General features: G+C 39.9%; 25 protein-coding genes, 1 tRNA gene and 1 riboswitch. Of the genes, 14 read left to right on the top strand and 12 right to left on the bottom strand.

The window, feature by feature from the left end:
- Positions 1–2: 2 nt before the first annotated feature.
- Genes AWW68_RS05675 through AWW68_RS05645 form a run of 7 tightly spaced genes read right to left on the bottom strand, consistent with a single transcriptional unit; the run spans position 3 to position 6,663 of the window.
- The gene (locus AWW68_RS05675) at positions 3–386 is read right to left on the bottom strand and encodes an acyl-CoA thioesterase (protein WP_068217623.1); all 384 of its coding nucleotides are present in this window, start codon (positions 384–386) and stop codon (positions 3–5) included.
- The gene (locus AWW68_RS05670) at positions 383–850 is read right to left on the bottom strand and encodes a PAS domain-containing protein (RefSeq protein ID WP_068217619.1); all 468 of its coding nucleotides are present in this window, start codon (positions 848–850) and stop codon (positions 383–385) included. The genes AWW68_RS05675 and AWW68_RS05670 overlap by 4 nt, the downstream gene beginning before the upstream one ends.
- A 1-nt stretch (position 851) precedes the next feature.
- On the bottom strand, positions 852–1,532 hold the full coding sequence (locus AWW68_RS05665) for a Dph6-related ATP pyrophosphatase (RefSeq protein ID WP_068217616.1): 681 nt from the start codon (positions 1,530–1,532) through the stop codon (positions 852–854).
- 1 nt (position 1,533) lies between these two features.
- Positions 1,534–3,405, bottom strand: a complete 1,872-nt coding sequence (locus tag AWW68_RS05660) for a TonB-dependent receptor plug domain-containing protein (RefSeq protein WP_185101206.1) — start codon at positions 3,403–3,405, stop codon at positions 1,534–1,536.
- Positions 3,392–4,390 carry an ABC transporter ATP-binding protein gene (locus tag AWW68_RS05655; RefSeq protein ID WP_068217609.1) on the bottom strand — a complete coding sequence of 333 codons (999 nt, stop codon included), beginning with the start codon at positions 4,388–4,390 and terminating at the stop codon, positions 3,392–3,394. The genes AWW68_RS05660 and AWW68_RS05655 overlap by 14 nt, the downstream gene beginning before the upstream one ends.
- Before the next feature lie 2 nt (positions 4,391–4,392).
- Positions 4,393–5,445, bottom strand: coding sequence for a FecCD family ABC transporter permease (locus AWW68_RS05650; protein WP_068217606.1), 1,053 nt, complete (start codon positions 5,443–5,445; stop codon positions 4,393–4,395).
- An 18-nt stretch (positions 5,446–5,463) separates the two neighbouring features.
- Positions 5,464–6,663 carry an ABC transporter substrate-binding protein gene (locus AWW68_RS05645; RefSeq protein WP_068217603.1) on the bottom strand — a complete coding sequence of 400 codons (1,200 nt, stop codon included), beginning with the start codon at positions 6,661–6,663 and terminating at the stop codon, positions 5,464–5,466.
- 28 nt (positions 6,664–6,691) lie between these two features.
- A riboswitch (cobalamin riboswitch) is annotated at positions 6,692–6,899 on the bottom strand.
- Positions 6,900–6,925: 26 nt separating this feature from the next.
- On the opposite strand from AWW68_RS05645, the gene AWW68_RS05640 reads away from it, so the two are divergent.
- Positions 6,926–7,570, top strand: a complete 645-nt coding sequence (locus tag AWW68_RS05640) for an FKBP-type peptidyl-prolyl cis-trans isomerase (protein WP_084375584.1) — start codon at positions 6,926–6,928, stop codon at positions 7,568–7,570.
- Here AWW68_RS05640 and AWW68_RS05635 read toward each other — a convergent pair.
- Complete coding sequence (locus tag AWW68_RS05635) at positions 7,550–8,428, bottom strand: NUDIX domain-containing protein (protein WP_068217596.1); 879 nt, start codon at positions 8,426–8,428, stop codon at positions 7,550–7,552. The genes AWW68_RS05640 and AWW68_RS05635 overlap by 21 nt on opposite strands.
- Positions 8,429–8,492: 64 nt before the next feature.
- Between AWW68_RS05635 and AWW68_RS05630 the strand changes: the two genes are divergently transcribed.
- Positions 8,493–8,723 (top strand): hypothetical protein, encoded by a 231-nt coding sequence (locus tag AWW68_RS05630; protein WP_068217593.1) that lies wholly within the window; start codon positions 8,493–8,495, stop codon positions 8,721–8,723.
- Positions 8,724–8,730: 7 nt separating this feature from the next.
- Here the strand turns inward: AWW68_RS05630 and AWW68_RS05625 are convergent, their stop codons facing one another.
- The 4 genes from AWW68_RS05625 to hflX form a co-directional block, all read right to left on the bottom strand.
- Positions 8,731–8,991, bottom strand: coding sequence for a hypothetical protein (locus tag AWW68_RS05625; RefSeq protein ID WP_068217590.1), 261 nt, complete (start codon positions 8,989–8,991; stop codon positions 8,731–8,733).
- A 271-nt stretch (positions 8,992–9,262) separates the two neighbouring features.
- Positions 9,263–10,387: a Fic family protein gene (locus tag AWW68_RS05620; protein ID WP_068217588.1), complete on the bottom strand. Its 1,125-nt coding sequence runs from the start codon at positions 10,385–10,387 to the stop codon at positions 9,263–9,265.
- Positions 10,388–10,616: 229 nt separating this feature from the next.
- Positions 10,617–10,688: transfer RNA gene (locus AWW68_RS05615), tRNA-Arg, on the bottom strand.
- 84 nt (positions 10,689–10,772) lie between these two features.
- Entirely contained in the window at positions 10,773–11,969 is a 1,197-nt protein-coding gene (gene hflX / locus AWW68_RS05610; RefSeq protein WP_068217584.1) for a GTPase HflX, read from the bottom strand.
- A gap of 149 nt (positions 11,970–12,118) precedes the next feature.
- On the opposite strand from hflX, the gene rfbC reads away from it, so the two are divergent.
- From rfbC to AWW68_RS05550, 12 genes are all read left to right on the top strand, one after another.
- Entirely contained in the window at positions 12,119–12,664 is a 546-nt protein-coding gene (gene rfbC, locus AWW68_RS05605) for a dTDP-4-dehydrorhamnose 3,5-epimerase (RefSeq protein WP_068217581.1), read from the top strand.
- The gene (locus AWW68_RS05600) at positions 12,661–13,401 is read left to right on the top strand and encodes a tyrosine-protein phosphatase (RefSeq protein ID WP_089082266.1); all 741 of its coding nucleotides are present in this window, start codon (positions 12,661–12,663) and stop codon (positions 13,399–13,401) included. Before rfbC ends, AWW68_RS05600 begins: the two co-directional genes overlap by 4 nt.
- 4 nt (positions 13,402–13,405) lie before the next feature.
- Positions 13,406–14,392 (top strand): SDR family NAD(P)-dependent oxidoreductase, encoded by a 987-nt coding sequence (locus AWW68_RS05595; RefSeq protein WP_068217575.1) that lies wholly within the window; start codon positions 13,406–13,408, stop codon positions 14,390–14,392.
- Between the two features lie 103 nt (positions 14,393–14,495).
- Positions 14,496–15,899 (top strand): tetratricopeptide repeat protein, encoded by a 1,404-nt coding sequence (locus tag AWW68_RS05590; protein WP_068217572.1) that lies wholly within the window; start codon positions 14,496–14,498, stop codon positions 15,897–15,899.
- Entirely contained in the window at positions 15,900–16,667 is a 768-nt protein-coding gene (locus AWW68_RS05585) for a phosphosulfolactate synthase (RefSeq protein ID WP_068217569.1), read from the top strand.
- A gap of 4 nt (positions 16,668–16,671) precedes the next feature.
- Positions 16,672–17,610 carry a DUF368 domain-containing protein gene (locus AWW68_RS05580; RefSeq protein ID WP_068217567.1) on the top strand — a complete coding sequence of 313 codons (939 nt, stop codon included), beginning with the start codon at positions 16,672–16,674 and terminating at the stop codon, positions 17,608–17,610.
- A 1-nt stretch (position 17,611) separates the two neighbouring features.
- On the top strand, positions 17,612–18,355 hold the full coding sequence (locus AWW68_RS05575; protein ID WP_068217563.1) for a shikimate dehydrogenase family protein: 744 nt from the start codon (positions 17,612–17,614) through the stop codon (positions 18,353–18,355).
- 64 nt (positions 18,356–18,419) lie between these two features.
- Complete coding sequence (locus AWW68_RS05570) at positions 18,420–19,097, top strand: hypothetical protein (protein WP_068217560.1); 678 nt, start codon at positions 18,420–18,422, stop codon at positions 19,095–19,097.
- An 87-nt stretch (positions 19,098–19,184) separates the two neighbouring features.
- On the top strand, positions 19,185–21,209 hold the full coding sequence (gene uvrB, locus AWW68_RS05565) for an excinuclease ABC subunit UvrB (RefSeq protein ID WP_068217557.1): 2,025 nt from the start codon (positions 19,185–19,187) through the stop codon (positions 21,207–21,209).
- Positions 21,206–22,081, top strand: a complete 876-nt coding sequence (locus tag AWW68_RS05560; RefSeq protein ID WP_068217555.1) for a hypothetical protein — start codon at positions 21,206–21,208, stop codon at positions 22,079–22,081. Before uvrB ends, AWW68_RS05560 begins: the two co-directional genes overlap by 4 nt.
- Positions 22,082–22,188: 107 nt before the next feature.
- Entirely contained in the window at positions 22,189–22,953 is a 765-nt protein-coding gene (locus AWW68_RS05555; protein WP_068217552.1) for a hypothetical protein, read from the top strand.
- Positions 22,954–23,191: 238 nt separating this feature from the next.
- Entirely contained in the window at positions 23,192–24,532 is a 1,341-nt protein-coding gene (locus AWW68_RS05550; protein ID WP_068217550.1) for an ammonium transporter, read from the top strand.
- Positions 24,533–24,736: the final 204 nt, after the last annotated feature.

Here is a 24,736-nt window from a genome sequence, read left to right as displayed (position 1 = left end):
AGCTAAGAAATAGCGATAGGTTTCTTGTTCTCATCGATAGCGACAAAAGTAAATTCACCAGAAATGGCTTCTTCTCGAACATCAGAATACATCTCTTCTATGTAAATTTTGACTTTTACCTTTAGACTGGTGTTGCCCAAGTAGGTCACTTTTCCTACCAGTTCTATAATTGTTCCGGCAGGTATTGGCCTGTTAAAATCTATTCTATCACTATTTACTGTAACCATGCGCATTCTGCTAAACCGAGTAGCGGTAATAAAAGCTACTTCGTCCATCAGCTGCATGGCAGTACCTCCAAAAAGTGTGTCGTAGTGGTTGGTTGTATTCGGAAAAACAGCTTTAAAAATTCTGGTTTCCGATTTTTCAATTCGTTCTTTTAGATTCACGTAACTTCTTTTTCAATTGCTAAAAAATGGGTGGTGCGTAATGCTGCGTTCTTAAGTGGAAGAATTGAGATTTTGCATTTGTAAGGATTGCCACATTTACGGTAATTAATGAGGGTGGCACAGGCATCTCTTTCTTCATGAATACCCGTTCTTAATCTTCTTTTTGCTAATTCGGAAGTTTTAGGGCCTTGTAGAAACCCAGGTCTTCTGCCCACTGACTCTTCTGCCGAATAACCTGTCATTCTTTCGAATCCGCCATTTACCCACTCAATTACTTGGTTGAAGTTTGTAAGCACCAGTGCGTCATAATCTTTACTTACAATTCTATCTAAATCTAATGACCAACAATATTCTTGATTCAGTGCCTCCAATTGTTCTAAGTCATTTCTATAAATTTTCCTCTGATTTCTCATTCGTAAATCTGTTGAAATGACATCCCAAGAATGTAGGTACTTATGTAGCATATTATTTTGGTTCGGTTAGAAAATTCAAAAAAGCATACGTGTTGTGCACACTATAATCAGAGAATCTAACTGTTGAAGGAAATTGTTGTAGTGGTCCGTTTACTACAAAAGTATGATACTCGCCATTTTCGCCACAAGGGTCTATCCCTAGCTCTTCAAACTCCGTTAACAGCTCTCTAGTAATGATTTTTCCAATTATAGCATCGGCCAATTCTTTTCTACAAGACACAATTAAACACTGCATTCCTGCATCTATCATGGCCTCTACCAGAGTTCGCCTATTCTCCTGCCAAATGGGCAAAACTGCTTTTACATCTGCTGCGGCAGATACTTTTTCTTCCCATGCTCGGTGTGACTCTATGTCAATATCGCCAAAAACGGTGTGACTAAAAGCATACTTCGCCTTTAGCTCCTTAAGTTTTTCAATGTAGTTCGCTTCGTAATTGGCCCACGTAGTTTGAATAAACTCTATGGGCAAACCTACCGACTCGGCTTGTTGCTGAAGCAGCTCTTTTGGAATACCATGAGACCGAGATCTTTCACCAAATTCATTGAGCGTATTTAGCAGTACAGCAGGCTTTAACCCCTGCTGCAATGCCCGATAAAAAGCAAAATAGCTGTCTTTACCTCCACTCCAAGAGCAGAGAAAAAGAGGGCTAATATTTACCTTTCTGCTTTCCAAACTAGAACTTAGCTGTTAACCCTACAGTGAAATTGATTGGTCTTGTGGTGTATCCGTAAACTCCCACAAAGTCTTCGTCCAATAAATTTCTGATTGAGCCAGAGAAAATTAAATCACCATTGAATAAAGCATGAGAAACGTTAAAGTCTACCATGTTGTAGCCCTCTAACTCTACTAAGAAAGGATCTGAGAAAATGGCTGCCTCTCTGTCGCCAAAGTAATTGTAAGTAACTCCAAGCTGGGTATTACTTGCAATTGTATACTGACCACCCAAGCCGTATTTCTGATTCGGAATTCTGTAGAATTGACTAGGGTCACCAAAGTTGTAATCTGCAAAATGAGCTGTAAGATTCAAGTCGTTAGTTACGCTCCAAGTAAGATCTACCTCCAAGCCTTCAATATTTCTTTCTCCTTCTACATTGTCATATCCGCCACCAACGTAATTACCTTGTCCATCAAATATGGAAACAAAGTCTATTGCGTTTTCTTCCTTTCTATCAAAGTATTCGGCATTCAGGGTAAGCTTATCAGACAGGTAAAGAGAAACCCCAAACTCTAAAGATTCGGTAGATTCTGCCTCCAAATCTGGGTTTCCATAAAATTCAGCAAATAATTGATAAAGGCTTGGCGCCACAAAAGCAGTAGAGTAGCTACCAAAAAGCTTCAGCTGGGCATCTTCACCTAACTGAAAAAGGTAAGATGGGTTGAACATGTAGACGAAATTGGAACCATACTCACTGTTGTTGTTCAATCGCACACCTGCATTTAAGGTAAGGGCATCGGTTACATCGGCCGAAACATTTAAATAAGGATCGAAATTCGACTGATTAGGCTGCTCATCTCCACTCTGAAATTTGTAAGACTGGAACTGAACACCTAAAATGGTTTTGATATTGCCATTAAAGACTTTCTGGTTGTTTAAATCGGCCTGAAAGTTCTTGCCTTTGGCAGTTGAAGGGAATGCAGAAACGAACTCTCTTCTTATCTGGTTGAAATTAGTGTTTAAGCTTAGTTTACCGCCATTGTAGTTCCATTCAGGGCTTAAACCTACGCTTACTTGGTGAATTAAGAATTCGTTGTCGCCATCTGAGAAGGCACTATTGTCATAATCTGCCTTTAGGTCTTCATAAGACAAATTTGCGCCAAGTTTAAAGGCTTCCGAAAACTTATAGTTCAGCTTGGTTCTACCTGTATATCTAAAGAAACCATCGTTGCCGAATTCTAGCGTTGGGTCGTTGTCTTGCGCAGCAGAAATACCATCACTTATAGATACAGATGCTCCAGCTAAATAGCTCAACTTGCCTGTTCTGCCTTGAACATCGGCATTGGTGTTCATGGTTTGAAATGAGCCTACATCTTGAGACAAGGTAACCTGAGGCTCATCTGTAGCAGCCTCTTTCAATTTAATATTGATTACACCAGAAGCGGCATTTGTACCATATAATGTGCTCGCTCCTCCCTTAAGCACTTCTATGTATTCAATGGCATTGGCGTTTAAAAGCCTCAGATCATAATCATTAGAAATGGCAGAAGCATCGTTAATTGGAAGACCATCGATTAGTACGAGCGTATGTCTGTTTCTACCTCCACGAATGCTGTAGTCCAAGTTGGTTCCTGGAGTTCCGAATGCACCGTCTACATTAATGCCTGGTAGGGTGTTTAAAAGATCGGCAACAGTTCTGCCAGGCAATTTTGCAATCTGATCTTGGGTGATTTTATAAATCACCTTTCCCGATTTCTCAATAGGAGTTTCAAATCGGTTGCCAGTTACCACAACCTCACCGAGGTCTTTGGCTTTTTCTTCTTGGGCAAAAGTTGCCCCACCGAAGGCTGCCAATGTAATGCTTAGAGCTAGTGCTCTATTCCATCTCATTTTCATAAGTGTTGAGTTTTGTAAGTAGTTCTTCTATAGTTGTTATTTCTAATTGATTGTTGAGAATCCACTTTCGCGTTGAGCCATCATCAAATACCTCAATAGTAACTTGAGGCAAATGCTCTACTGGCTGAAACCCTGCTCTCCTCAAAGCACTTTCAGTCCAATAGGCGCTTAGTGAACTCCCTTTAATCAATACTTTTAAGCCATTATTATTTATTGCCTTTTCGAACCTCCCCAAGCTGTAGTTGAAGGAAAGACCTTCTTTGGTAAACGCCTTTTCCAGCCTTCCATCCAACACCAAATCTTCTGGTGCCCCTTGACTGATTGATTGATTCGCTACCAGCCAAAGCTTATCTGCATTGGCTATGGCTGTGTCTATATCGTGGGTAGAAATTAGAATGGCCCTATGGCCTGACGAAACCAATTCTCGGAGCAGGTGGAAGATTTCAATTCTATTGGGTGAGTCTAAATGGGCTGTTGGTTCATCTAAGATGATAAGGTCAGTTTGTTGAGCAAGAGCTCTAGCAATCATCACCTTTTGTTTCTCGCCATCGCTCAATTCACCAATATGTCTATTGGCAAACTGCATAGTACCAGTAATTTCTAAGGCCCACTGAATTACATCTTTATCTTCGCCCGTAAGGCTTCCCATCCAGGTGGTGTAAGGAAAACGGCCGAGAGAAACCAATCCGTAGACTGTCAGATTGCCAGGAGTAACTCTGTCAGTAAGCACCAAACTCAACTGCTTAGCAAGAGTTTTTGGAGATACTTCTCTGAGGCTTTTCCCTTGAAGAGTAACCATGCCTAACAGTGGCTTCTGAATACCTGCAAGCGTTCGGATTAGTGTAGATTTTCCGCTTCCGTTAGGCCCAAGTAAACAGGTAAGTTGCCCTTTATTAAGGTTCAAATTCAGTGAACTCAAAACAGTTCGGTCTTTATAACCAACTGAAAGATTTGCGGTATGTAGAATCTTATCAGACATGGTTAAAAACTCGATTTTAGATTTCTACGCTTTACAATTATCCATATTACTATGGGTGAGCCAATCATGGCTGTAATTGCGTTCACCGGTAGTACTGTCGTGCTTCCTGGTACCTGAGAAATGATATCACAGAACAACATTAGAATTGCTCCAACCAACACGCAACTTGGAATTAGAAGTCGGTGATCTGAGGTATTCAAAAAGCTTCTGGTTAAGTGCGGCACTGCAATACCTACAAAACCGATGGGACCACAGAAACCTGTAATGGCTCCAGCTAGAATGCTTGTTACCAGAATAATGAGCATTCGAGACCGCCTGATGTTCAGCCCCATACTTTGGGCATAGTCTTCGCCCAGAAGCAGTGCATTTAATGTCTTAGAAAGCAAGAAGGTGGCTACAATTCCGAGGCCTACTATGAGTCCAAGCACACCTAACTGATGATTAGTTACACCTCCAAGGCTTCCGAATGTCCAAAGAATGTATTCTTGAATTTGCTCTGGGTCAGAGAAGTACTGCCAAATACTAACCACGGCAATAGTGATATTGGCCACCATAATTCCTACAATGAGCATTACCACATTGTCTCTAATACGATAAGAGATTGCCAAAATGATTAGAAGTACTAAGAATGCTCCAACCGAAGATGCTAGCACAATTAGCCAACTTCCGCCTATTCCTAATGAACGAATGGCAAAAGCAGTAGTAGCGCTGCCAGCAGCCAACATAATAGCTGCCACACCCAAACTTGCCCCGGCCGTAATTCCCAATACAGAAGGGCCTGCCAAGGGATTTCTAAAAAGCGTTTGCATTTGTAAGCCACCAATTGAAAGTGCTGCACCCACCAAAACCGCAGTCACGGTTCGAGGCAAACGAATCTTTAGAATAATGTTTTGCCAGGCTGTATTCTCTACATCTTGACCGAGTAATATTTTTGCAACCTCATCTACAGGTATTGTAACTGAGCCCAAACCCAAATTGAGCAAAAACAATCCTAGCACTACCAAAAAAAGTAGTACAAAGGCCTTTACACTAAGACTTGTAGATGGAGTATTCACGAAAAAAGTTTAAGGGGTTTACTTCAACCTGGCGTAATACACCAACTCATGATCTGGCAATAGTTCGGGATGAAATATGCGAACTACATCTTTGAGAATGATATGCGGGTTTACAATGCCCGACTCATAGTAATCATTACCTCCGCCTTCTGTATAGCGGCCATAAATGTTGTAGATGTTCTTGTCTTGATAAGACTTAAAGTCTTTAAATCTACTATCTCTCTGAAGAATCTCTTCAAGGGTTTTTGCACTACCTGGCACCATCCAATAGTCAGATTTTAGACCATATTCATAAACAGTTTCAAAATCCAATTTCAAGCTACCTGTAGAAGTATCGTCACTCCATGGATATTGAACTTTAGCTGTTTTAAGTACATGGTAGCCAAAGCTTTTACCGCCAGAAACAAACCAAGCGTCACCCTGAACCATACCAGTAATAGTCATTGGCCCTTCGGTTTCCTTTTGCTCAACCAATTGTAGCACTTCATTATACTCTTGCTCAATTTCGGCAAAGGCCTCATTTACCTCCTTCTCCCTATTCAGCAATAGGGCTATCATTTTCACCCATTCGGCTCTTCCAAGTAAATCGAGCTCTTGCCAGTCAGCGTTCAGCAATACTGGAATACCCGCATTTTCTAATTCTTGATAACTATCATTTTGAGAGTTGGGATAACCAACCCCCATTAACACTTCTATTTCTGAAGCTAAAACTAATTCCGTATTCAATGTGCCAGCAGGGGCCAACTCTGTAATTTTTTGCTGGTTCACTAGGGCTCGAACCTCATCACTAGAAATGTAACTTGCCGTTTCCACTCCTTTCAAATGATCTAAAGCATCTAACATTTGAAACATACCCAAATGTGTTGTAGAAAGTGAGCCTACCTTTTCAACCGGAATTTGAATAGTTCGTGTAGCTTCAAAACCATCTGGGTTTGGCGTACCCCTTTGAACTAGCGCAAAGCTAACAGTGTCTACAAAATCATTATAGTGCCTTAACAGCTGAAGCTCCTTCCAATGATTATGGTATACCACATCAAAACCAATGGCATGATCTATAGAAACACGATCTGGAAAGTAATTCCGATTTGGATCGAAAGTAGAAGTATCTTCCGATGCTGAATTTGATGACGAACAGCCGACTAAAATAGTCAGGGCTAAAGACCACAGCAAAGCAATTCCGGCTTTACGGCAGCTGATTTTTACATTCTGCTTTTTCATACTAGTGGCTTTTCCTCAGAAAGCGGTTTAGTGAACGATTGCAATGGCAGGTCTTCTGACTTTCCCTGTCGATCTGAGCCTTCCCGACCAATTCCGAATTATCGGAAATAAGGCAGTGGCAAAATTCAGTCGACATAAAAATGGGATTACAGCAGCTGGGACTGTTCAGGACTTTCACCCGATTCCCTTTTAATCCCCGACAGCGTTGTCGGGAAACCCTTGCGGTAGGGCAAAGGTAGAGAAATAAATTTTAGATTTGGAAATGCAACGATTCTTGACGCTCTCAATATTGATTATTTGCCTTATTCCAACCCTTTCTTTTGGCCAAAAAGTGGTAGAACGCTATGAAAACGGACAAAAAAAGTATCAGGGAAGAACCAAAGACAATGTGAATATTGGTACCCACACCTATTGGCATGAGAAGGGAGAAAAGTGCAAAGAAGAAAAATACAATGACTTGGGAGCACTTTTACGACTCAGAGAGTGGGATGAATCTGGTGAACTAACGAAAGACGAAAGACCAGAAGAAGCATTAGAAATTTTGAGAAGAGAGCAGTTCCAAAATATGCGATGGATTGCCAAAGATGGTATTAGCTTTCACAAGTTAAGAGGCAAAAACGATCTTCAGCAAAAGACAGATCACCAAAGATTAGTAATTCACTATGCTACCTACCTAGAAAATGGCAAAGAGATAGATAATACGTTCAGGAAGAAAGTACCATTACCTGTAGATATGATGGCCAGATCTCTCATTGAAGGCTTTATTCGCGGGCTTAGTTACTTTGAGCTCAAAGATAACGGGTACATAAAAGTTCCTTATGACTTGGCTTATGGTAAAGACGGTGCTACGGGAGTACCGGGCTACTCAACCATATATTTTCACGTCTTAGTTCTTCGAGCCGAGTAACTCTTTAACCAACAATTCTACTTGGTTTTTTAATGCGGGTAGCGCATCTACAGGCTCAGTAAAGTCAATATCATGAACTTGCCAGTATTCAATACTATTGGCAAATTCAGGATAGTCTTTCTCCATCATTGGCCTATGCTCCTCCTCATCCATAGCAATCACTCTCACGCCTGTCTCTAAGTGCCTCTGTTCTATTTGCTCAGGAAATTTCATTTTACCCAAAGGCAAACCTTCGCTTTCTAAGTAATGCAAAGTATGTGGGGAAACCATCCCTTCATTGCTCTTCATATAAGCTAGAAGGCCTTTGGAATCTGCAAGAGGCAACTTGCCTTCTGTGAGCAGGTTGAAGTAAATCTCACAGAATCGGCTTCGGTAATAATTACCCGTGCAAACAAACATCACAGAAGGCAATTGAAAGTTTAAGTCTGACGAAAGCCAATGGCTTAGGACTGCTAAGCTTTGTGAATCTATAATCTTCCCTTCTTTAATGAACTCCTTTACTTGTGGCTTGCTCAGCCATTCTATTTCATGTTCAGGAACACTAGTTTGCTCTAATACTTCCGCATAAAATACTGAGATCATCTCATTGGAGTAACCCACAGAAGGTTTTATACTTTGAAAGTGAAATGTATAACCTAATTCATAGCCAGTCTCTTCCCAAAACTCTCTTCTTGCGGCCTGTTCATGAGTTTCTCCAAGGTCACACACACCTCCTGGCACTTCATAAGTTTTGAATGGGAAACCGGGTCTTTCTAGATAAACCAGTAAAACCTTATCTTCTTTTATTCCTAGTACCGTACCTGAACCAGGGTGATCTATAATATGATGAAAATCTGAGCGAGCGATAAGTTTTGTCATGGAATGAAGCAAACTTTTAAGTGTCTAAAGAGTTGATTTCGTATACAACAAAGACGATTATAAGATGAAATACATAACTATATACCTTTTTAGCTTAATAACATCCAATAACATTGCGTTAAGCTTTTTGCCCCAGGGCTCACTCATTAAGCCTGATGACCCAGATGAAACCGACTTCCTTTCTAGTAACCCAAACCTTATTTGGGGCATTCTTATAGGTGTTTTCTTAATTACTTTTATTGGCTATCTCATTTACTCTTCTAAAAAGAAGAAAGAAAGAGAAGACAACAAATAACTGGCAGTCAGTTGGTAATGTAAATTCTAGCTTCTGAAAAGAGGTCATATACTGCAATAGTTGAGCTATGGCCTCCTGCTTCGCCCCAAAGGGGGTATTTGGCAATCTGACTTCGATTCTCTACATACTCAGGGTGATAGTCGGCCTCAAGGTCGTCCCAAACCACTAGCATGTATTCATAGCTCATTTTGCTCTCTCTCCCGGCTTCTAACCAAGTTTCGAACAAGTCTTCACTAAGTGATTTAGGATATTCTTTGCTATCGAACATAAATTGATTTAGAGTAAAAGCTAAGGGCTCAAAAGTAAGAAAAGCCGAATGAATAAATTAAAAATAAACCCCGAAAGAGGATTTCGGGGTTATACACTTACACGCTAACTCATAAAGCTCTACTGAGCCTAACTGTATGAGGTTAATTGCTACAAGATCTTGTTAATCAGATAAATACTCAATACCCGATTGTGGGTATTCTCAGTTGAAAAGTAGTCTCGCTAGTTATTTTTAATAACTTATTGAATTACTGTAAAACAAAGTGACAAACTTAACGAAACAAATTAAGGTAGTCTTTGAAGAGATACGCTCTACCTCGTTGCCCCCCTGTGAATTCATTAAGTATTTCTAGCTCTTCCAAATCACTTATAAGCTTATAACAGGATGGCATTGAGATACCTGTTATCTCTTTGACAATCTCAGCATTGAGATATGGCTTCTTATACAGATAATTCAGTACCTTTTGGCCGTTAGCCGCCCTACTTCCGAGTGACTGAACTTTTGCCTCTGCAGTTTTCTGTAGTTTTAATACCTGATCAAAAGTATCTATTCCATTCTTGGCTGTCTCAATTACTCCAACCAAGAAGAATTTCATCCATTGAGTTATATCATTGGTATCCCTCACTACTGTAAGGTTATCATAGTACAACTTCCTGTTTTTCTCAAAAAAGTCAGATAAATATAGAATTGGCCTTTTTAGTATTCCTCTACTTACCAAGTATAGTGGTATCATTAGCCTCCCCACCCTTCCATTACCATCGAGAAATGGGTGAATGGTTTCAAACTGATAGTGAACTAAGCCTATCTTCATTAATTCTGGAAAGTAAACTTCTTCATTATGGAGAAAACTCTCTATATCTCCCATGAACTCTGGAACCGTCTGGTGAGTAGGGGGAATGAAAGTAGCATCATTAATACTAGCTCCTCCAATCCAATTTTGGCTGGTCCTAAACTCCCCAGGAAGCTTTTGTTCACCCCTTACCCCTTGTAAAAGAATTTTATGAGTATTTCTTATTAACCTAGACGAAAATGGCAAATTATCCAATTCGGCTATAGCCCAATTCATTGCTTCTGAATAGTTTTGGACTTCCTCCCAATCATCACGTTTATCCAGCGGAACATCCTCTTTTTCTAAAAGAGCTTCTTCAATATTAGTCTGTGTACCTTCAATTTTGCTACTCTGAGTGGCCTCTTTTAGTACATGCATGCTTATAAACAAGTCTATATTGGGGACATACTCAGAATACATATCTAAGCGCCCTAATTGCCGATCAGCTTTACTTAAAAGACTAACAAGCTCCATGTCTTCAATCTGCCATTCTCTATTAATCGGATTGGGTTGGAAGCTCTTATAATAGCCTTGATTTACATATGTACCAGCTTTGAATTCCTTCATTAAGTAAACTTAAATAAAAACATCCTTATTTAAGATTTTCGGCAAAAACTTAAATAAGCCCTGGCACTAATTAAAATTCTTCCGACTTTCTTAAATACGCCCTTAATTTCCTCCATACAGAATCATCGCAAACGTTCGGGCGAACGTAGCAGATAGCGTTCATCTTAACCCCAAACAATGGCTAAAGCAAAAACACTGTTTAGGAGTGGAATGATTGAAACACGAAAAGTAGCCCCGCTAGGAATCGAACCTAGATCTAAAGTTTAGGAAACTTCTATTCTATCCATTGAACTACGGGGCCATGCTTGTTTGCTACACACTATCCTACCGATGCCTCGGGAGATGTTTAAAACCAAAAAAACGATTCAGTTTTTAGCAATCAAGACTAATAATGGGAATCATTTAAATAGTTTGGAAAGATAGTAAAGTGACGCTTTTTCACCTTTTCCATCAACACTTCTTTAAACTCCTCCATATTGGTTTTGTTAGTAGCTGAGATAAATACTGAAGAGTCCTCCCCCTTTCCGATGTAAGTATTTTTCAGTTCATCTAAAGTAGGTGGCGGATTGTTCATTTCTTCGCGCACTTCCTCATCTACAATCTTCAATTGATCTATCTTATTGAAAACTAAGATCGTTGGCTTATCGGTAGCACCAATATCAATCAAAGTCTGATTAACCGTGGCCATCTGATCTTCAAAGTTAGGATGCGAAACATCAACAACATGTAAAAGAATATCAGACTCCAAAACTTCTGCCAGCGTAGACTTAAACGACTCAATTAGGTGAGTAGGTAGCTTTCTAATAAAGCCAACAGTATCTGAGAGCAAGAACGGTATTTGGTCTAGCACCACTTTTCTGACAGTAGAATCTACCGTTGCAAACAGCTTGTCTTCTGCTAAAACATCGGCCTTTGTAAGTAATCGCATCAAAGTAGACTTCCCAACGTTAGTATATCCAACTAAAGCCACCCTAACTATTGTACCTCTAGACTTACGCTGAACCGCATTTTGCTTTTCAATCTTCTCTAGCTTACCTTTTAAAACAGTGATCTGATTCCTAATGGCTCTTCTATCTGTTTCAATTTCTTTTTCACCAGCTCCACCACGAGTTCCAGTACCTCCACGCTGACGTTCAAGGTGCGTCCACATGCGTGTAAGCCTCGGAAGCAGATAAGCTGATCTGGCCAATTCTACCTGAGTTTTAGCCTGAGCTGTTTGAGCACGCTTCAAGAAAATATCTAGTATCAATAAACTTCGGTCGTAAATCTTAACCTTCAGTTCCTTTTCAAGATTTCTAAGTTGAGAAGGAGAAAGGTCATCATCAAAAATGATTACCTCAATTTCTTCTGCCTTAATATAGGTTTGAATCTCCTCAAGCTTTCCTTTTCCTACAAAAGAACGAACATCTGGCTTGTCCATCTTTTGAGTGAAAGACTTTACCACATTCAACCCCATGGTTTCAGCCAAGAAAGCCAATTCATCCAAATACTCAACCACCGTGTCTTCTGGTTGCTCACGGTTAACCAGAGCCACTAGTACGGCTCTGTCATCTTCTTTCGGTGTTGTTTCGAATCCTCCCATAAATAGCTAGCAAGTTACCATTTATCGCATCATTTGTAAAACAGGTCTTATAATTAGGTCATTTATCGAAGATTTACTGATGTTTAAAAAATTGGAAATAGCTTTGCTGCTATTCAATCGAGAATGAACATATTTGAAACTACAAGGCTATGAAGGTAATAGAGACAGGATTTGATGGCTTATATGAATTGGAGCCAAAAGTTTTTGGAGACCAAAGAGGATATTTTTTTGAATCTTACCGAAGAGAGCTTTATCAGGAACTCGGTATTCAAGAAGATTTCGTTCAAGACAATGAGTCATTCTCTGTAAAGGGAACCTTAAGAGGACTGCATTATCAGCAGACACCACACGCTCAGGCTAAGCTAGTAAGAGTAGTTAAAGGCAAGGTCTTAGATATAGCATTAGACATTCGCAAAGATTCTCCTACCTTTGGCAAACACCACACTGTGTTACTAGAGGCCGAAAGGCATAATATGTTCTTAGTGCCTGCCGGTTTTGCCCATGGCTTTGTAGCCTTAGAAGACTCCGTGTTTTTCTACAAATGCTCAAACTATTACAACAAAGAATCTGAAGGTGGAATTCTCTGGAACGATCCTGCTCTAAATATTGATTGGGGAATAGAGAATCCAATAGTTTCTGAAAAGGATCAGGTTTTACCTACCTTTGCCTCTTATAAAGAGAAACCCGCATTTTGAGCATCTTTTCTTTCTTTAAAGGAAATAAAAATTCAGCCCCAGATATAGGATATCTCCAAACAGATATCCATTCTCACCTCATTCCTAATATCGATGATGGTATTCAATCTATTGAAGAGGGCATCTCTATTCTTAGGGAAATGGAATCTTTGGGTTATACTAAGGTTATTACATCACCTCACACCATGTGGGGCACCTATGATAACACTGCAGAAACCATTCTCTCTGGGTTAAAGCAAATGCAGGAAGCCATTTTAGAAGAAGGCATCAACATAGAATTACAAGCTGCAAGTGAATATTATTTAGACGAACACTTTATGCAGCGTATTCACTCAGACGAAGAACTACTTACGTTCGGTCAAAACCACATTTTGGTTGAAACAGGTTTTATCAATGAACCGCCTGAATTAAAAGAAGCAAGTTTCCACCTAACTATGAAGGGGTATAAAATGGTTTATGCTCACCCTGAGAGGTATCTTTACCTGCTGGAAAAACCTTCGCTAATTGAGGAACTTTTAGACCGTAATATCATTTTTCAACTTAATGCGGTTTCATTAACAGGTTGCTATTCAAAACCTGTTCAGAAATTAGCGGAGAAATTGATAGATATGAAGGCTATTAAGCTGGTTGGTACAGATTGCCATAACATGGGACATATTAACCTGCTTAAAGAAGCAACGACAACTAAGTATTGGAAAAAGCTTTTAGATCTGGAGCTGTTGAATAATCAGTTATAGTAGAATGAAAGTATTTGTTACCGGAGCTACCGGTTTGCTAGGAAGTTTCATATGTAGAGAGCTTCTTGACAGAAATCATCAAGTTAAGGCTGTTAAAAGAAACTCTAGCAAAATGGATTTGTTAGAGGGTATTGCCGACCAAATAGAATGGGTTATTGGCGATATGAACGACACCGCTTTTTTAGAAGAAGCCTTAGTTGGAATAGATGCTGTAATTCATGGCGCTGCCATTATCTCATTTGATAAGAGATATGTGAATAAAATGTATGAAACCAATGTTCTAGGTACGGCAGACTTGGTAAACACCTGTCTTAAACTCGGAATAAAAGACTTTATACACATCAGCTCGGTAGCAGCCATTGGCAGAAAGGCTGGTCAGAAAAAGATTACAGAAAAAGACCGATGGGAAGACTCCAAATACGACTCCATCTATGCTAACTCAAAACATGCTCAAGAGCTTGAAGTATGGAGAGGCGCTCAAGAGGGGTTAAAAGTCAAAATACTGAATCCATCGGTTGTTCTTGGCCCAGGAATTTGGGGACAAGGGGGTAGTACCTCAGTATTTGAGTATGCTTATAAGGAAAGAAGCTTCCATCCAGAAGGAAACACCAACTTTGTAGACGTGCGAGACGTAGCAGAAATAGCTGTAAAGCTGATGGAATCGGACATTAAGGGAGAGCGCTTTATAGTAAGTGCTGGCTCTTTACCATACAAGCAGTTCTTCCAAACCTTGGCCAACGCATTTGGAAAAAAGGCGCCAACAAAAACAGTTCAGCCTTGGATGCTTAAACTTGTAGTTGCTTTAGAATTTCTCCGATCTAGAATAACCGGCAAAGAGGCACTTATCACTGCAGATACGGCTATTTTGAGTCGCACTAAATTTAACTTTGCCAATGATAAGGTAAGAAAGGCACTAAATTTCGAATTTCGCAGTTTAGAAGAGTCGGCCAATTGGACAGCAGCAGAGTTAAAAAACCGTTACAACCTGTAAATCAACTGATTGAAAATATCTAACATGTATTCAATTAATTTTTACTAAAACCAAGTGGTTTTAATGTTGGCTAATTCGTATTTTAAGAAAACCGATTGACGTAATGCAGGAAGACTATCCGAGTAGAGAAGAAGAACGTGGGTTGATCAGTAAGTTTGAAGAGCTTCTCAAAAACAAAGGTTTTCATTTCTTCGACCTAGAAGAATACGAAACTATTATTCATTACTATCTAGACCGTTTACAGTTTGGCAAAGGGCTTAAGGCCTGTAGAATGGCGCTCGACCAATACCCATTTAGCTTAGAGATCAGCATATTGACCTCTCAATGTTTGGTGGGAAAAGAAAAGTATGACGAAGCACTAAAGGTGATAGAAGAGGCAGAGAACCTTCACCCTAACGACCCTGAGTTATTGACAGTAAAGGGTAATATATTCTCAATTTTAGGCGAGTTTGAAAAGGCTGTTGAAATTTTACTCACCACACTAGAAGGAGCCGAAGACAAAGCTGAGGTTTATTATAACATCGGCCTCACTTATCAAACTAATGGCAAGTATGATACTGCCATAGATTACTATAAGCAAGCTATAGAAACAGACATCAACCACGAGTCGGCCCTGTATGAGTTGGCTTACTGTTTAGATGTTACCGGAAAACTAGAAGATAGTGTTTCCTATTATAAAGAATTCATAGACCGAGATCCTTATTCGACCTACGCATGGTACAATCTCGGAATAGTCTACAACAAGCTAGAAAAGTATGAAGACGCTGTAAAGGCCTATGACTTTGCGCTTGTCATTGACGATACATTCTCTTCAGCTTGGTTCAACCTAGGTAATTCTTACATGAATCTTGAGAAATATCAAGATGCTTTAGAAGCTTATAAAAACACCTTAACTAATGAAGGGCCTTCTTCTGAGGTCTACTGCTGTATTGGAGCTGCTTATGAAAAGATGGAGCAGTATGAGTATGGCATAAAATACTACAGAAAAGCTTCTAAAATAGACCAATTCTATGAAGATGCATGGTATGGTATAGGTTGCTGCCTTTCGGCTCAAGAAAAGTACTATGAGGCCATCCATTTCTTGAACAAGGCGCTTAAACTAGACCCTGAAAATACCAACTATTGGATGGCCATTGCCACCGCAGAATATAACATTGACAATATAGTTTCGGCCATTGAGGCATACCAAGAAGCAGCCATTTTAGAACCTACTAATAACGAAATTTGGCTCGATTGGTCATTTATTTTTTATGAGCAAGGCGAAATGAAAAAGGCCATAGAGCTCGCTGAGAGAGCTTTAGAGGAGATTCCAGACGATGCTGAGCTCATGTATAGGATGGTTGTATACCAAATCACGGCAGGACATTACCGCGAAGCCTTTACATATCTAGAAAATGCCTTAATTTTGGATTTTGAAAAACACGAAGTTCTCTTCGAATTTTTCCCTAAACTGGAAACGCAAAAAGCGTTATTCAAGATTATAGACCAATACAGAAGTAAGAATTAAATGCATTACTTTTTAACCGATGTGCCCGAAAGGACACAAAAGCCAAGAGACAAAGGATTTACTATGGCCATGGACAAAGGCCTTAGTGTTAGACAGGCAGAAGATTTCGTCAACGTTTGTGGCGAATATGTAGATATTGTAAAACTTGGCTGGGCCACTTCTTATGTGACCCCAAATTTAGATGCCAAACTGAATGTTTACAGAGAGGCGGGTATTCCTTTTTATTTCGGAGGAACACTCTTTGAAGCCTTTATAGTAAGAGATCAGTTTGATGATTACCGCAAGGTGCTAGACAAATATGAAATGCCATTTGCAGAAGTTTCTGATGGCTCAATAGAACTAGACCACGACAAAAAGTGCGAATACATTACCAAGCTTTCTGAACAGGTGACCGTACTTTCAGAAGTAGGCTCAAAAGACGCAGAAAAGATCATCCCTCCTTATAAGTGGATTGAGCTAATGCAAAAAGAGCTAGACGCTGGCGCCTGGAAGGTAATTGGTGAGGCACGTGAAAGTGGAAACGTTGGCTTATTCCGTTCTACTGGCGAAGTTCGTTCAGGACTGGTTCAAGAAATTCTAACTAAAATTCCTTTTGAGAAAATCATTTGGGAAGCTCCACAAAAAGCTCAACAAGTGTATTTCATTAAGCTAATGGGCTCTAATGTAAACCTTGGAAACATTGCTCCTGAAGAAGTAATTCCATTGGAAACACTTAGACTAGGCTTAAGAGGAGATACTTTCGATCACTTCCTAGGTCAGAAAGGATAATAACATGCGTAAGTTTATCGATTACTTTTTGCTCTACCTCAAAGGTATTGCCATGGGCAGTGCCGATGTTGTCCCTGGTGTTTCTGGAGGAACAATAGCCTTTATAACAGGCATATACGAGCAATTGCTGAATAGCATCAAAAGTGTCGATGCACAAGCGTTAAATTATCTGAGAAGGTTTGAATTTAAAGCCCTTTGGGAACACGTTAATGGAACATTTCTGCTAGTTCTTCTAGCAGGAATTGCCACTAGCGTAGTAACACTGGCTAAGGTAATTACGCACTTATTGGGCGAGTATCCAATTCCGGTGTGGTCTTTCTTCTTTGGGCTCATTGTCATTTCCGCCCTCATAATCTTAAGAGAAATAAAGAAGTGGAGTTTTGGGGTTATTATAGCTATTGTATTAGGAATAACAGCAGCTTACTTCATTACCTCATTAACACCAGCAGAAACACCAGACGCTAGCTGGTTTCTTTTCATAGCAGGTGCTGTAGCTATTTGTGCTATGATTCTACCCGGTATTTCTGGAGCTTTTATTTTGCTTATGTTCGGTAAGTACGAGTACGTACTTACTGCAATTAAGGAGCTTAAAATTGCCGATATACTAATTTTTGGAGCTGGTTGCGTGGTTGGCTTGTTAAGTTTTGCTAGGATAGTAAGTTGGCTTTTCAACAAATTCCACAACTTGACAGTTGGTGTATTGTCGGGCTTTATGATTGGTTCGCTTTACAAAGTTTGGCCGTGGAAAAAGGCAATTGAGACTTATGTAGATAGACATGGCGAAATTAAGCCACTATACGAAGTCAATGTTATGCCAAACGAATACTTGGCCCAAACTGGAATTGAACCGCATTTTATTGAAGCGCTCGGATTTGCTGCAGGAGGATTCCTGTTAGTCTTAGCTATTGACCGACTAGCAGCGTTCTTAAAACCAGGAAATTAATATGAAGCGATTTGGACTGATTGGCTACCCACTGGGTCACTCTTTCTCCAAAAAGTATTTCACTGAAAAGTTCGAGAAAGAGGGGATTGAAGATTGCGAATACGAGCTTTATCCTCTGGAGGCTATCGATGAACTTCCAGACCTAATTAAATCTGAAAAGGGTTTAGTTGGCTTGAATGTTACCATTCCTTATAAGGAGCAAGTCATTAAATTTCTGGATGAAGTTGACCCAAAAGCGGAAAGCATTGGGGCAGTTAACACCATAAAAGTTCAAGGCAAAAAACTCAAAGGTTACAATACGGATTACATCGGGTTTAAAGAATCATTGGTGAAGTTTGTTGGGCCGAACCCAATGCCTGAAAAGGCACTTATTCTAGGAACTGGTGGGGTATCGAAAGCAGTAAAAGCAGCACTGGAAGACCTTGGTATCGACTACCAATTCATTTCGCGCAATCCTTCAGAAGGCGAATTGAGTTACGGAGCTCTCAATACTCATGACTCAATACTCAATACAGCGAAGCTAATCATCAACACGACTCCACTCGGTACTGCACCCAACACAGAAGCTTTGCCAGACCTGCCCTATCACCAACTTACAGAACAGCATTACCTTTACGACTTAGTCTATAACCCACTAACCACTGCTTTTATGCAGAAAGGAATTGAAGCCAGATGCTGGGTAAAGAATGGGCTAGAAATGCTCCACGGACAGGCTGAAGCGGCTTGGGAGATTTGGAATGGCTAGACTTGTATAGCTGTTTTTTTTGGCATAATTATTTCTATATTCTGCTCATCTAAAAAACACACATATGAAAAAGCTATTGATTTCCGCCTGTTTATTGCTGTTTATTCTTACTGCTTCACAAGCCCAACATACATTTGAGCTAAATGTAAATTACGGTGTTGCTGGAAACTTTCAATTGGATTATGAACAGCCACAAAGCGAAGTTCCAGGCGGTTTCGTCTCCTTTTATAACAAGAACTTTTTGGGATCTATTGGCGGCATAGAATTTCAATGGAACATAAAAGATAGTAAGGCATCAATTGGCGTAAGTTATGATCGCGAATCGCACATTGGCGAAAAAAACTACAGCCAGTTAATAGGTAATGACACCTACCTTGAAATTATCGATTTCAAACTCCGTCACATCAACGAGATGTACAGCGTTTTTTATAAAAGAAGACTAAGTGAAAAACTACTATTAACTGGCGGTGCCTTTTTTGTTAACCCAAAAATGCAAGAGATTGAATACCTCACTAATGCCTTTATAAACAGTACACAAACAATTGCCACACTCGTTTCCATACAAGAAAGAAATGGATCTAACTCAAACTTGGTGGATGCTGGATTCTTTATTGGGGCAGAATATTACTTTTATAAATCAGGCAATTTTCAGCTTGGCATTCAATCTCGTTTATTTCACACGACAAGTTTGGGGGAATTCGAATCTATTACGCTGACTCCAAAACTTAGATATACTTTCTAACAGTATATTCAAAGCAGAAAATATATCCTGCTTTTTATTTCCACAGTTAATAAACTCAAAGTTGATAATTGATGTTAGTTTTAATCTATGGACTTCAAAATTACTTCTGAGTTTGAGCCAACGGGTGATCAGCCCAAGGCTATTGAAAACCTAAAGACCTCTATTGAAGCTGGCGAACCGTATCAGGTATTACTGGGTGCTACTGGTTCTGGTAAAACCTTTACCGTTGCCAACGTAATTCAAGAGACTCAACGTCCTACCCTGATTTTGAGCCATAACAAAACCTTGGCGGCTCAGCTTTATGGAGAGTTCAAACAGTTCTTTCCAGAAAATGCAGTAGAGTATTTCATCTCCTATTACGATTACTATCAGCCTGAAGCATTTATCCCGAATAGCAATCTATATATAGAGAAAGACCTTTCCATCAATGATGAGATTGAAAAGCTGAGGTTGAGCGCCACCTCCTCCCTGCTTACAGGAAGAAGAGATGTAATTGTGATTGCTTCGGTTTCCTGCATCTATGGTATTGGTAACCCAGATGAATTTGGAAAGAATGTAGTTCGTCTTCAGGTGGGTGATATTGTTCCGAGAAATCAGCTGTTGTTTGCCTTAGTAGACATTCTTTATAGCAGAACAGAAGCGGAATTTAAGCGGGGAACTTTCAGAGTTAAAGGTGACACCGTAGATATCTTCATCGCTTATGGCGACTTTGCTTATCGTATTTACTTCTGGGGAGATGAAATTGAAGCCATTCAGCAGATTGATCCTTCTACTGGAAAGAAAATTTCTGATGAAAAGATTATCACCATTTTTCCTGCCAACTTATTTGTAACGGGGAAAGATGTACTGCATACTGCCATCAAAGAAATTCAGGACGATCTGGTTCAAAGACTAGAGCAATACGAACAGGAAAGACGCTTCTTAGAAGCCAAACGACTGAAAGAGCGTACCGAATTCGATCTTGAAATGATGCGAGAACTCGGCTATTGTTCCGGAGTGGAGAACTATTCTCGCTACTTCGACAGACGTCAAAAAGGGCAAAGACCTTTCTGCTTGCTCGATTATTTTCCTGAAGACTACCTTTTAGTTATTGATGAAAGTCACGTTACAGTTCCACAAGTTAGAGCCATGTGGGGTGGTGATAGATCGAGAAAAGAGAATCTAGTAGAATACGGGTTCAGACTTCCTTCGGCACTAGATAATAGGCCACTGAAGTTTGACGAATTCGAGGCGCTAAGCAATCAAATCATATATGTTTCCGCAACACCTGGAGATTACGAACTAAGCAAAACCGAAGGCGAAGTGGTTGAGCAAATCATTCGACCTACCGGCCTTCTCGATCCTATCATTGATGTTCGCCCTAGCGCTAATCAGATCGATGATCTATTAGAAGAGATTGATGACAGAGTAAAGAAGGAAGAACGTGTTTTAGTTACCACTTTAACCAAAAGAATGGCCGAAGAGCTCACCAAGTATTTGGAAAGAGCCAATGTGAAAGTACGCTACATTCACTCTGAAGTGAATCCTTTAGACAGGGTTGAGATTTTACGAGAGTTAAGGCTGGGTGTCTTCGATGTACTTGTGGGAGTCAACTTACTTCGTGAAGGGCTAGACTTACCTGAAGTTTCACTAGTTGCGATTTTGGATGCCGATAAAGAAGGTTTCTTGAGAAATCAGCGTTCCTTAATTCAGACCATAGGACGGGCAGCCAGAAACGAAAATGGCCGTGTAATTATGTATGCGGATACAGTGACCAGATCGATGCAGGAGTCTATTGATGAAACCAATCGTAGACGAAGCATCCAAATGGCCTATAACGAGAAGCATGGAATTGTGCCTCGAACGGTTCGCAAGTCTAAAGAAGCCATTATGAGCCAAACCAGTGTGGCCGACTCTAAAAAGAACAAGAAGAACTACTATGCCGAACCAGAAGAGCATTCTGTAGCGGCCGACCCAGTAGTAGCTTACATGAGTAAGCCTGGCCTAGATAAGATGATCCAGAAAACGCAAAAGGCGATGGAAAAAGCAGCCAAAGAGCTAGATTTTATTGAGGCGGCCAGATTGAGAGACGAGTTGAATGAATTGAAGAGCTTATTGGAGAGCAAAAAATGATAAGGTTAATAAGCACACTCTTTGTATTCTTCCTATTCATACCCTCTGTTTACTGCCAAAGTTTTTGTCCAGATTATTCAGCAAAAGATGCTGAAGAGATCAAGAGAGAGTTAGGCCTTTTTGAACTTGAATTAATAAGCAACGGCTATTTAAAAGGAACAAAACCCAGTTACTTTATCGATTTCTATAAGGAATATGCCCCTACTGGTTTTGAAACGCTTCGAAGACAGGATAGACCTTACTTGGAAGAACATGTAACAAAACTAGTGCTCGGTCAATGTCAATACAAGATTGAAAGTGAGGAAGACCAGCAAAAATTGAAAGCATATTCGGACCGAATTAAAAACGAGTTTCCACCCATAGAGGGCGATATCTCTCCAAATAAAATCGCAACTGAGATCTCTAGACTCTTGAAAGTGCAAGACTTGAAAAAAGAGGTTATTAAAAGGTCTTACCTATTGAGCCTTTATGCCATTATTTGGTCGGAGGAAATGGAGTTAACTCTTTTGCCTCTACTTGAAGAAAGTGAGAATCCTCAAACTGAATTCTCAACTAAACTCATGATCAATGAAAAGGACGAATTCTTTGTAGACAATATTAAATCCGACTCAAGCTATTTAATCAATTATCTGATAGAGAAAATTGAAACTCATGGCAATGAACTAACAATCATATTAGAGGCAAACAGAAAGACTTCTTACAGCGCTTTTATAGAGGGCCTAGACCTTATAAATGCCGCTTTTAAAGATCGATTCAATGAATTAAGTAAAACAATCTACAACAAAGAGTTTGACGATTTATCCGAAGCCGAGCAAGCCGAATTAAAGGACAGCTTGAAGAAAAATGTAACAATAAAGAGCCCTAATAACTGATAGCTGTAAAGTTGAATCTTTCAGTATTCTAAACTCAAAAAATATTTCTCTTTAAACATGTGACCTTTCGAAACTCAAGCGTCAAATGCCTGAATTTTGAATTAAACATGAAGAATTACCTAATTATCTCTTTCGTAGCCATCATACTAATGGGCTGCAGCCAAGAGAAGCAAATGTTGGAAGCTGAAAATGCGACCTTAATAACCAAGCTAGACAGCGTTTCTGCTGAATTGGAGAGCACTCAAAAAGCCTCGGTTACCCTTATGAGTGCTATGAGTCTGATGGACTCTATCAACTTAAGTAGACAAATGATGAAGGTTACCTTGGAAAGCTCAGATCAACACGCTGACTTTTTAGCGCAGATGACAGATTTGAAGGCTTATGTTGAACAAACCGGCTTACAGATTAGTAAGCTAGAAAAAACAGTTAAGGAATCTAGAACAGCCCAAAGCGCTTATGCTCAAACCATAAAGACACTTAAGTCTGACCTTGAGAGCAGAAAAGCTGAAATTGCTTCTATGGAGACACAGCTAAAATCTGTTGAGGACAATAATCAAAAACTAGTTGTAATCAATAAATTGCAGTCTGAAACAATCAGCAGTCAAGACGCAGAAATTGCTGCCAAACTACTAGAGCTTGAAATGCTGAATCAGCAGATAACTGACTTAAGAGTAAACTTTAAGTTAAGTGAGGCCGATGCTTACTACACACAGGGCGAGGCTTACGCCTTGGCTGCACAAAGAACTAAGTTAGCTCCAGCAAAAAAGAAGACCAGTTATCAACAAGCCTTGACTGCTTATCAAAAGGCCTTGGATTTAGGTAAGGCAGAAGCCCAGCCAAAAATTGAGGCCATACAGGCTAGACTGAAATAGGTTTAGCCTTAAACTCTTTACAACGTCATTCTAGCAAGGTTGCTTTTTGCAACACGGGGTAATTGGACACACCAATCTCCCACTTGTTCAGAATGACGTTTTGTTTTACACCATTTTTCAATCGTTTTACTTCAAAATAGTTCTGATAAGGGTCATTTCACACCCAGTTTGATTTATATTTCATGTTTATAAGACAGAAACACTATTTTTTCATTCCCATAAATCAAACTAACAAGAAATGAGTAAAAAATGGATTCCAGGTTTTACCCTGCTAATAATAGTTGCACTAGTCTCTCTATTAGACACTAGCTCTTTAAATGGCTTAAATGACCCTAACATTAGCGGAGCAGACACCGCTTGGATGTTAGCAGCTACAGGCTTGGTACTCTTGATGACTCCTGGCCTCTCTTTTTTCTATGGCGGTATGGTTAGCAGAAAAAATGTGATTTCTACCATGCTTCAAAGCTTCATCTGTATGGGGGTTATTACCTTAGTATGGGTCTGTTTTGGGTTTAGTCTAGCTTTTGGAGACTCTATTGGAGGCTTTGTAGGTGATCCGCGAACTTTTACCTTTTTCAAAGGAGTTGGTGCGGCTACGCAAGCGGAATTGGCTCCCACCATTCCATTTGTTCTATTTGCACTCTTTCAGATGAAGTTTGCTATTATTACTCCAGCCTTAATTACTGGTAGCTTTGCAGAGCGAGTAAGGTTCTCTAGCTTCTTATTCTTTATCATACTTTTCAGCATATTTATCTATAGCCCTTTGGCTCACATGACATGGCACCCCGAAGGATTCCTTAGAAAGTGGGGAGTATTAGACTTTGCAGGAGGAACGGTAGTTCACATGTCGGCCGGATTTGCAGCTATTGCAGCAGCTATAATTTTGGGTAAGCGAAAAACACACGGTACAGCTCACAAGCCATATAACGTACCATTTGTTTTACTCGGCACTGGGCTTCTTTGGTTCGGCTGGTTTGGTTTTAATGCAGGCTCCGCTCTAGGAGCTAATGGTGCCGCGGCAATGGCTTTTGCCACAACAACCGTAGCCTCTGCCGCAGCCATGCTAGCTTGGGTGCTCTATGATGCATTTATGGGGCGAAAAATATCAGGAATGGGTGCATCTATTGGTGCTGTAGTCGGGCTAGTGGCCATAACTCCAGCCGCGGGCTTTGTAACTATAGGTCAAAGTGTGTTTATAGGTGTAGCCGCAGCCATTGTATCTAATATTGTAGTTTACTATAAAAACAAAACAGGCATAGATGACACCTTAGATGTTTTTCCGTGCCACGGAGTGGGTGGAATAGTAGGAATGATTCTTACAGGAGTATTTGCCCAAGAGGTTGGTCTTATCTATGGAGATACCAGCACATTCTTAAAACACTTGGCAGCCGTTTTCTTGGTGGGGGGCTTTACTTTTGGTCTATCATATCTATTCTTTAAACTAACCAATATGATAATACCAATGAGAGTAAATGATAAAGCGGAAGAGTACGGTTTGGACATCACTCAACATGCAGAGAGTTTATCAAAAAGCACTACTCCAGAACAGATATCTGAAATGATAAAAGCTTCTAACTAGCAGAAATAACAACTATACTACTAACTATTTGTAGACCCCGCTATCGAAGTCTCGATAACGGGGTTTTTCATTCTTTATTGCTTGGTTCTCATTTTCAATCTGACGATTTCATTCTCGATATGAAGAATTGCGATATTCTATTTTATTATTTTTTTTATTGAAAATATGATTTTTATAATCAAATAATTGATTTTTAGCCAATTT

The organism is Roseivirga spongicola (genome assembly GCF_001592965.1).
Lineage (GTDB): Bacteria > Bacteroidota > Bacteroidia > Cytophagales > Cyclobacteriaceae > Roseivirga > Roseivirga spongicola.
Note: the sequence above shows the minus strand (reverse complement) of the source record. Positions and strands in the feature narration are given on the sequence as shown.

Excerpts from the sequence above, each read along its gene's own strand:
- AWW68_RS05670 (WP_068217619.1), bottom strand. The coding sequence starts at position 850 with ATGCTACATAAGTACCTACATTCTTGGGATGTCATTTCAACAGATTTA.
- AWW68_RS05660 (WP_185101206.1), bottom strand. The coding sequence starts at position 3,405 with ATGAGATGGAATAGAGCACTAGCTCTAAGCATTACATTGGCAGCCTTC.
- AWW68_RS05655 (WP_068217609.1), bottom strand. The coding sequence starts at position 4,390 with ATGTCTGATAAGATTCTACATACCGCAAATCTTTCAGTTGGTTATAAA.
- AWW68_RS05645 (WP_068217603.1), bottom strand. The coding sequence starts at position 6,663 with ATGAAAAAGCAGAATGTAAAAATCAGCTGCCGTAAAGCCGGAATTGCT.
- AWW68_RS05640 (WP_084375584.1), top strand. The coding sequence starts at position 6,926 with ATGCAACGATTCTTGACGCTCTCAATATTGATTATTTGCCTTATTCCA.
- AWW68_RS05635 (WP_068217596.1), bottom strand. The coding sequence starts at position 8,428 with ATGACAAAACTTATCGCTCGCTCAGATTTTCATCATATTATAGATCAC.
- AWW68_RS05630 (WP_068217593.1), top strand. The coding sequence starts at position 8,493 with ATGAAATACATAACTATATACCTTTTTAGCTTAATAACATCCAATAAC.
- AWW68_RS05625 (WP_068217590.1), bottom strand. The coding sequence starts at position 8,991 with ATGTTCGATAGCAAAGAATATCCTAAATCACTTAGTGAAGACTTGTTC.
- AWW68_RS05620 (WP_068217588.1), bottom strand. The coding sequence starts at position 10,387 with ATGAAGGAATTCAAAGCTGGTACATATGTAAATCAAGGCTATTATAAG.
- hflX (WP_068217584.1), bottom strand. The coding sequence starts at position 11,969 with ATGGGAGGATTCGAAACAACACCGAAAGAAGATGACAGAGCCGTACTA.
- rfbC (WP_068217581.1), top strand. The coding sequence starts at position 12,119 with ATGAAGGTAATAGAGACAGGATTTGATGGCTTATATGAATTGGAGCCA.
- AWW68_RS05595 (WP_068217575.1), top strand. The coding sequence starts at position 13,406 with ATGAAAGTATTTGTTACCGGAGCTACCGGTTTGCTAGGAAGTTTCATA.
- AWW68_RS05590 (WP_068217572.1), top strand. The coding sequence starts at position 14,496 with ATGCAGGAAGACTATCCGAGTAGAGAAGAAGAACGTGGGTTGATCAGT.
- AWW68_RS05585 (WP_068217569.1), top strand. The coding sequence starts at position 15,900 with ATGCATTACTTTTTAACCGATGTGCCCGAAAGGACACAAAAGCCAAGA.
- AWW68_RS05580 (WP_068217567.1), top strand. The coding sequence starts at position 16,672 with ATGCGTAAGTTTATCGATTACTTTTTGCTCTACCTCAAAGGTATTGCC.
- AWW68_RS05575 (WP_068217563.1), top strand. The coding sequence starts at position 17,612 with ATGAAGCGATTTGGACTGATTGGCTACCCACTGGGTCACTCTTTCTCC.
- AWW68_RS05570 (WP_068217560.1), top strand. The coding sequence starts at position 18,420 with ATGAAAAAGCTATTGATTTCCGCCTGTTTATTGCTGTTTATTCTTACT.
- uvrB (WP_068217557.1), top strand. The coding sequence starts at position 19,185 with ATGGACTTCAAAATTACTTCTGAGTTTGAGCCAACGGGTGATCAGCCC.
- AWW68_RS05560 (WP_068217555.1), top strand. The coding sequence starts at position 21,206 with ATGATAAGGTTAATAAGCACACTCTTTGTATTCTTCCTATTCATACCC.
- AWW68_RS05555 (WP_068217552.1), top strand. The coding sequence starts at position 22,189 with ATGAAGAATTACCTAATTATCTCTTTCGTAGCCATCATACTAATGGGC.
- AWW68_RS05550 (WP_068217550.1), top strand. The coding sequence starts at position 23,192 with ATGAGTAAAAAATGGATTCCAGGTTTTACCCTGCTAATAATAGTTGCA.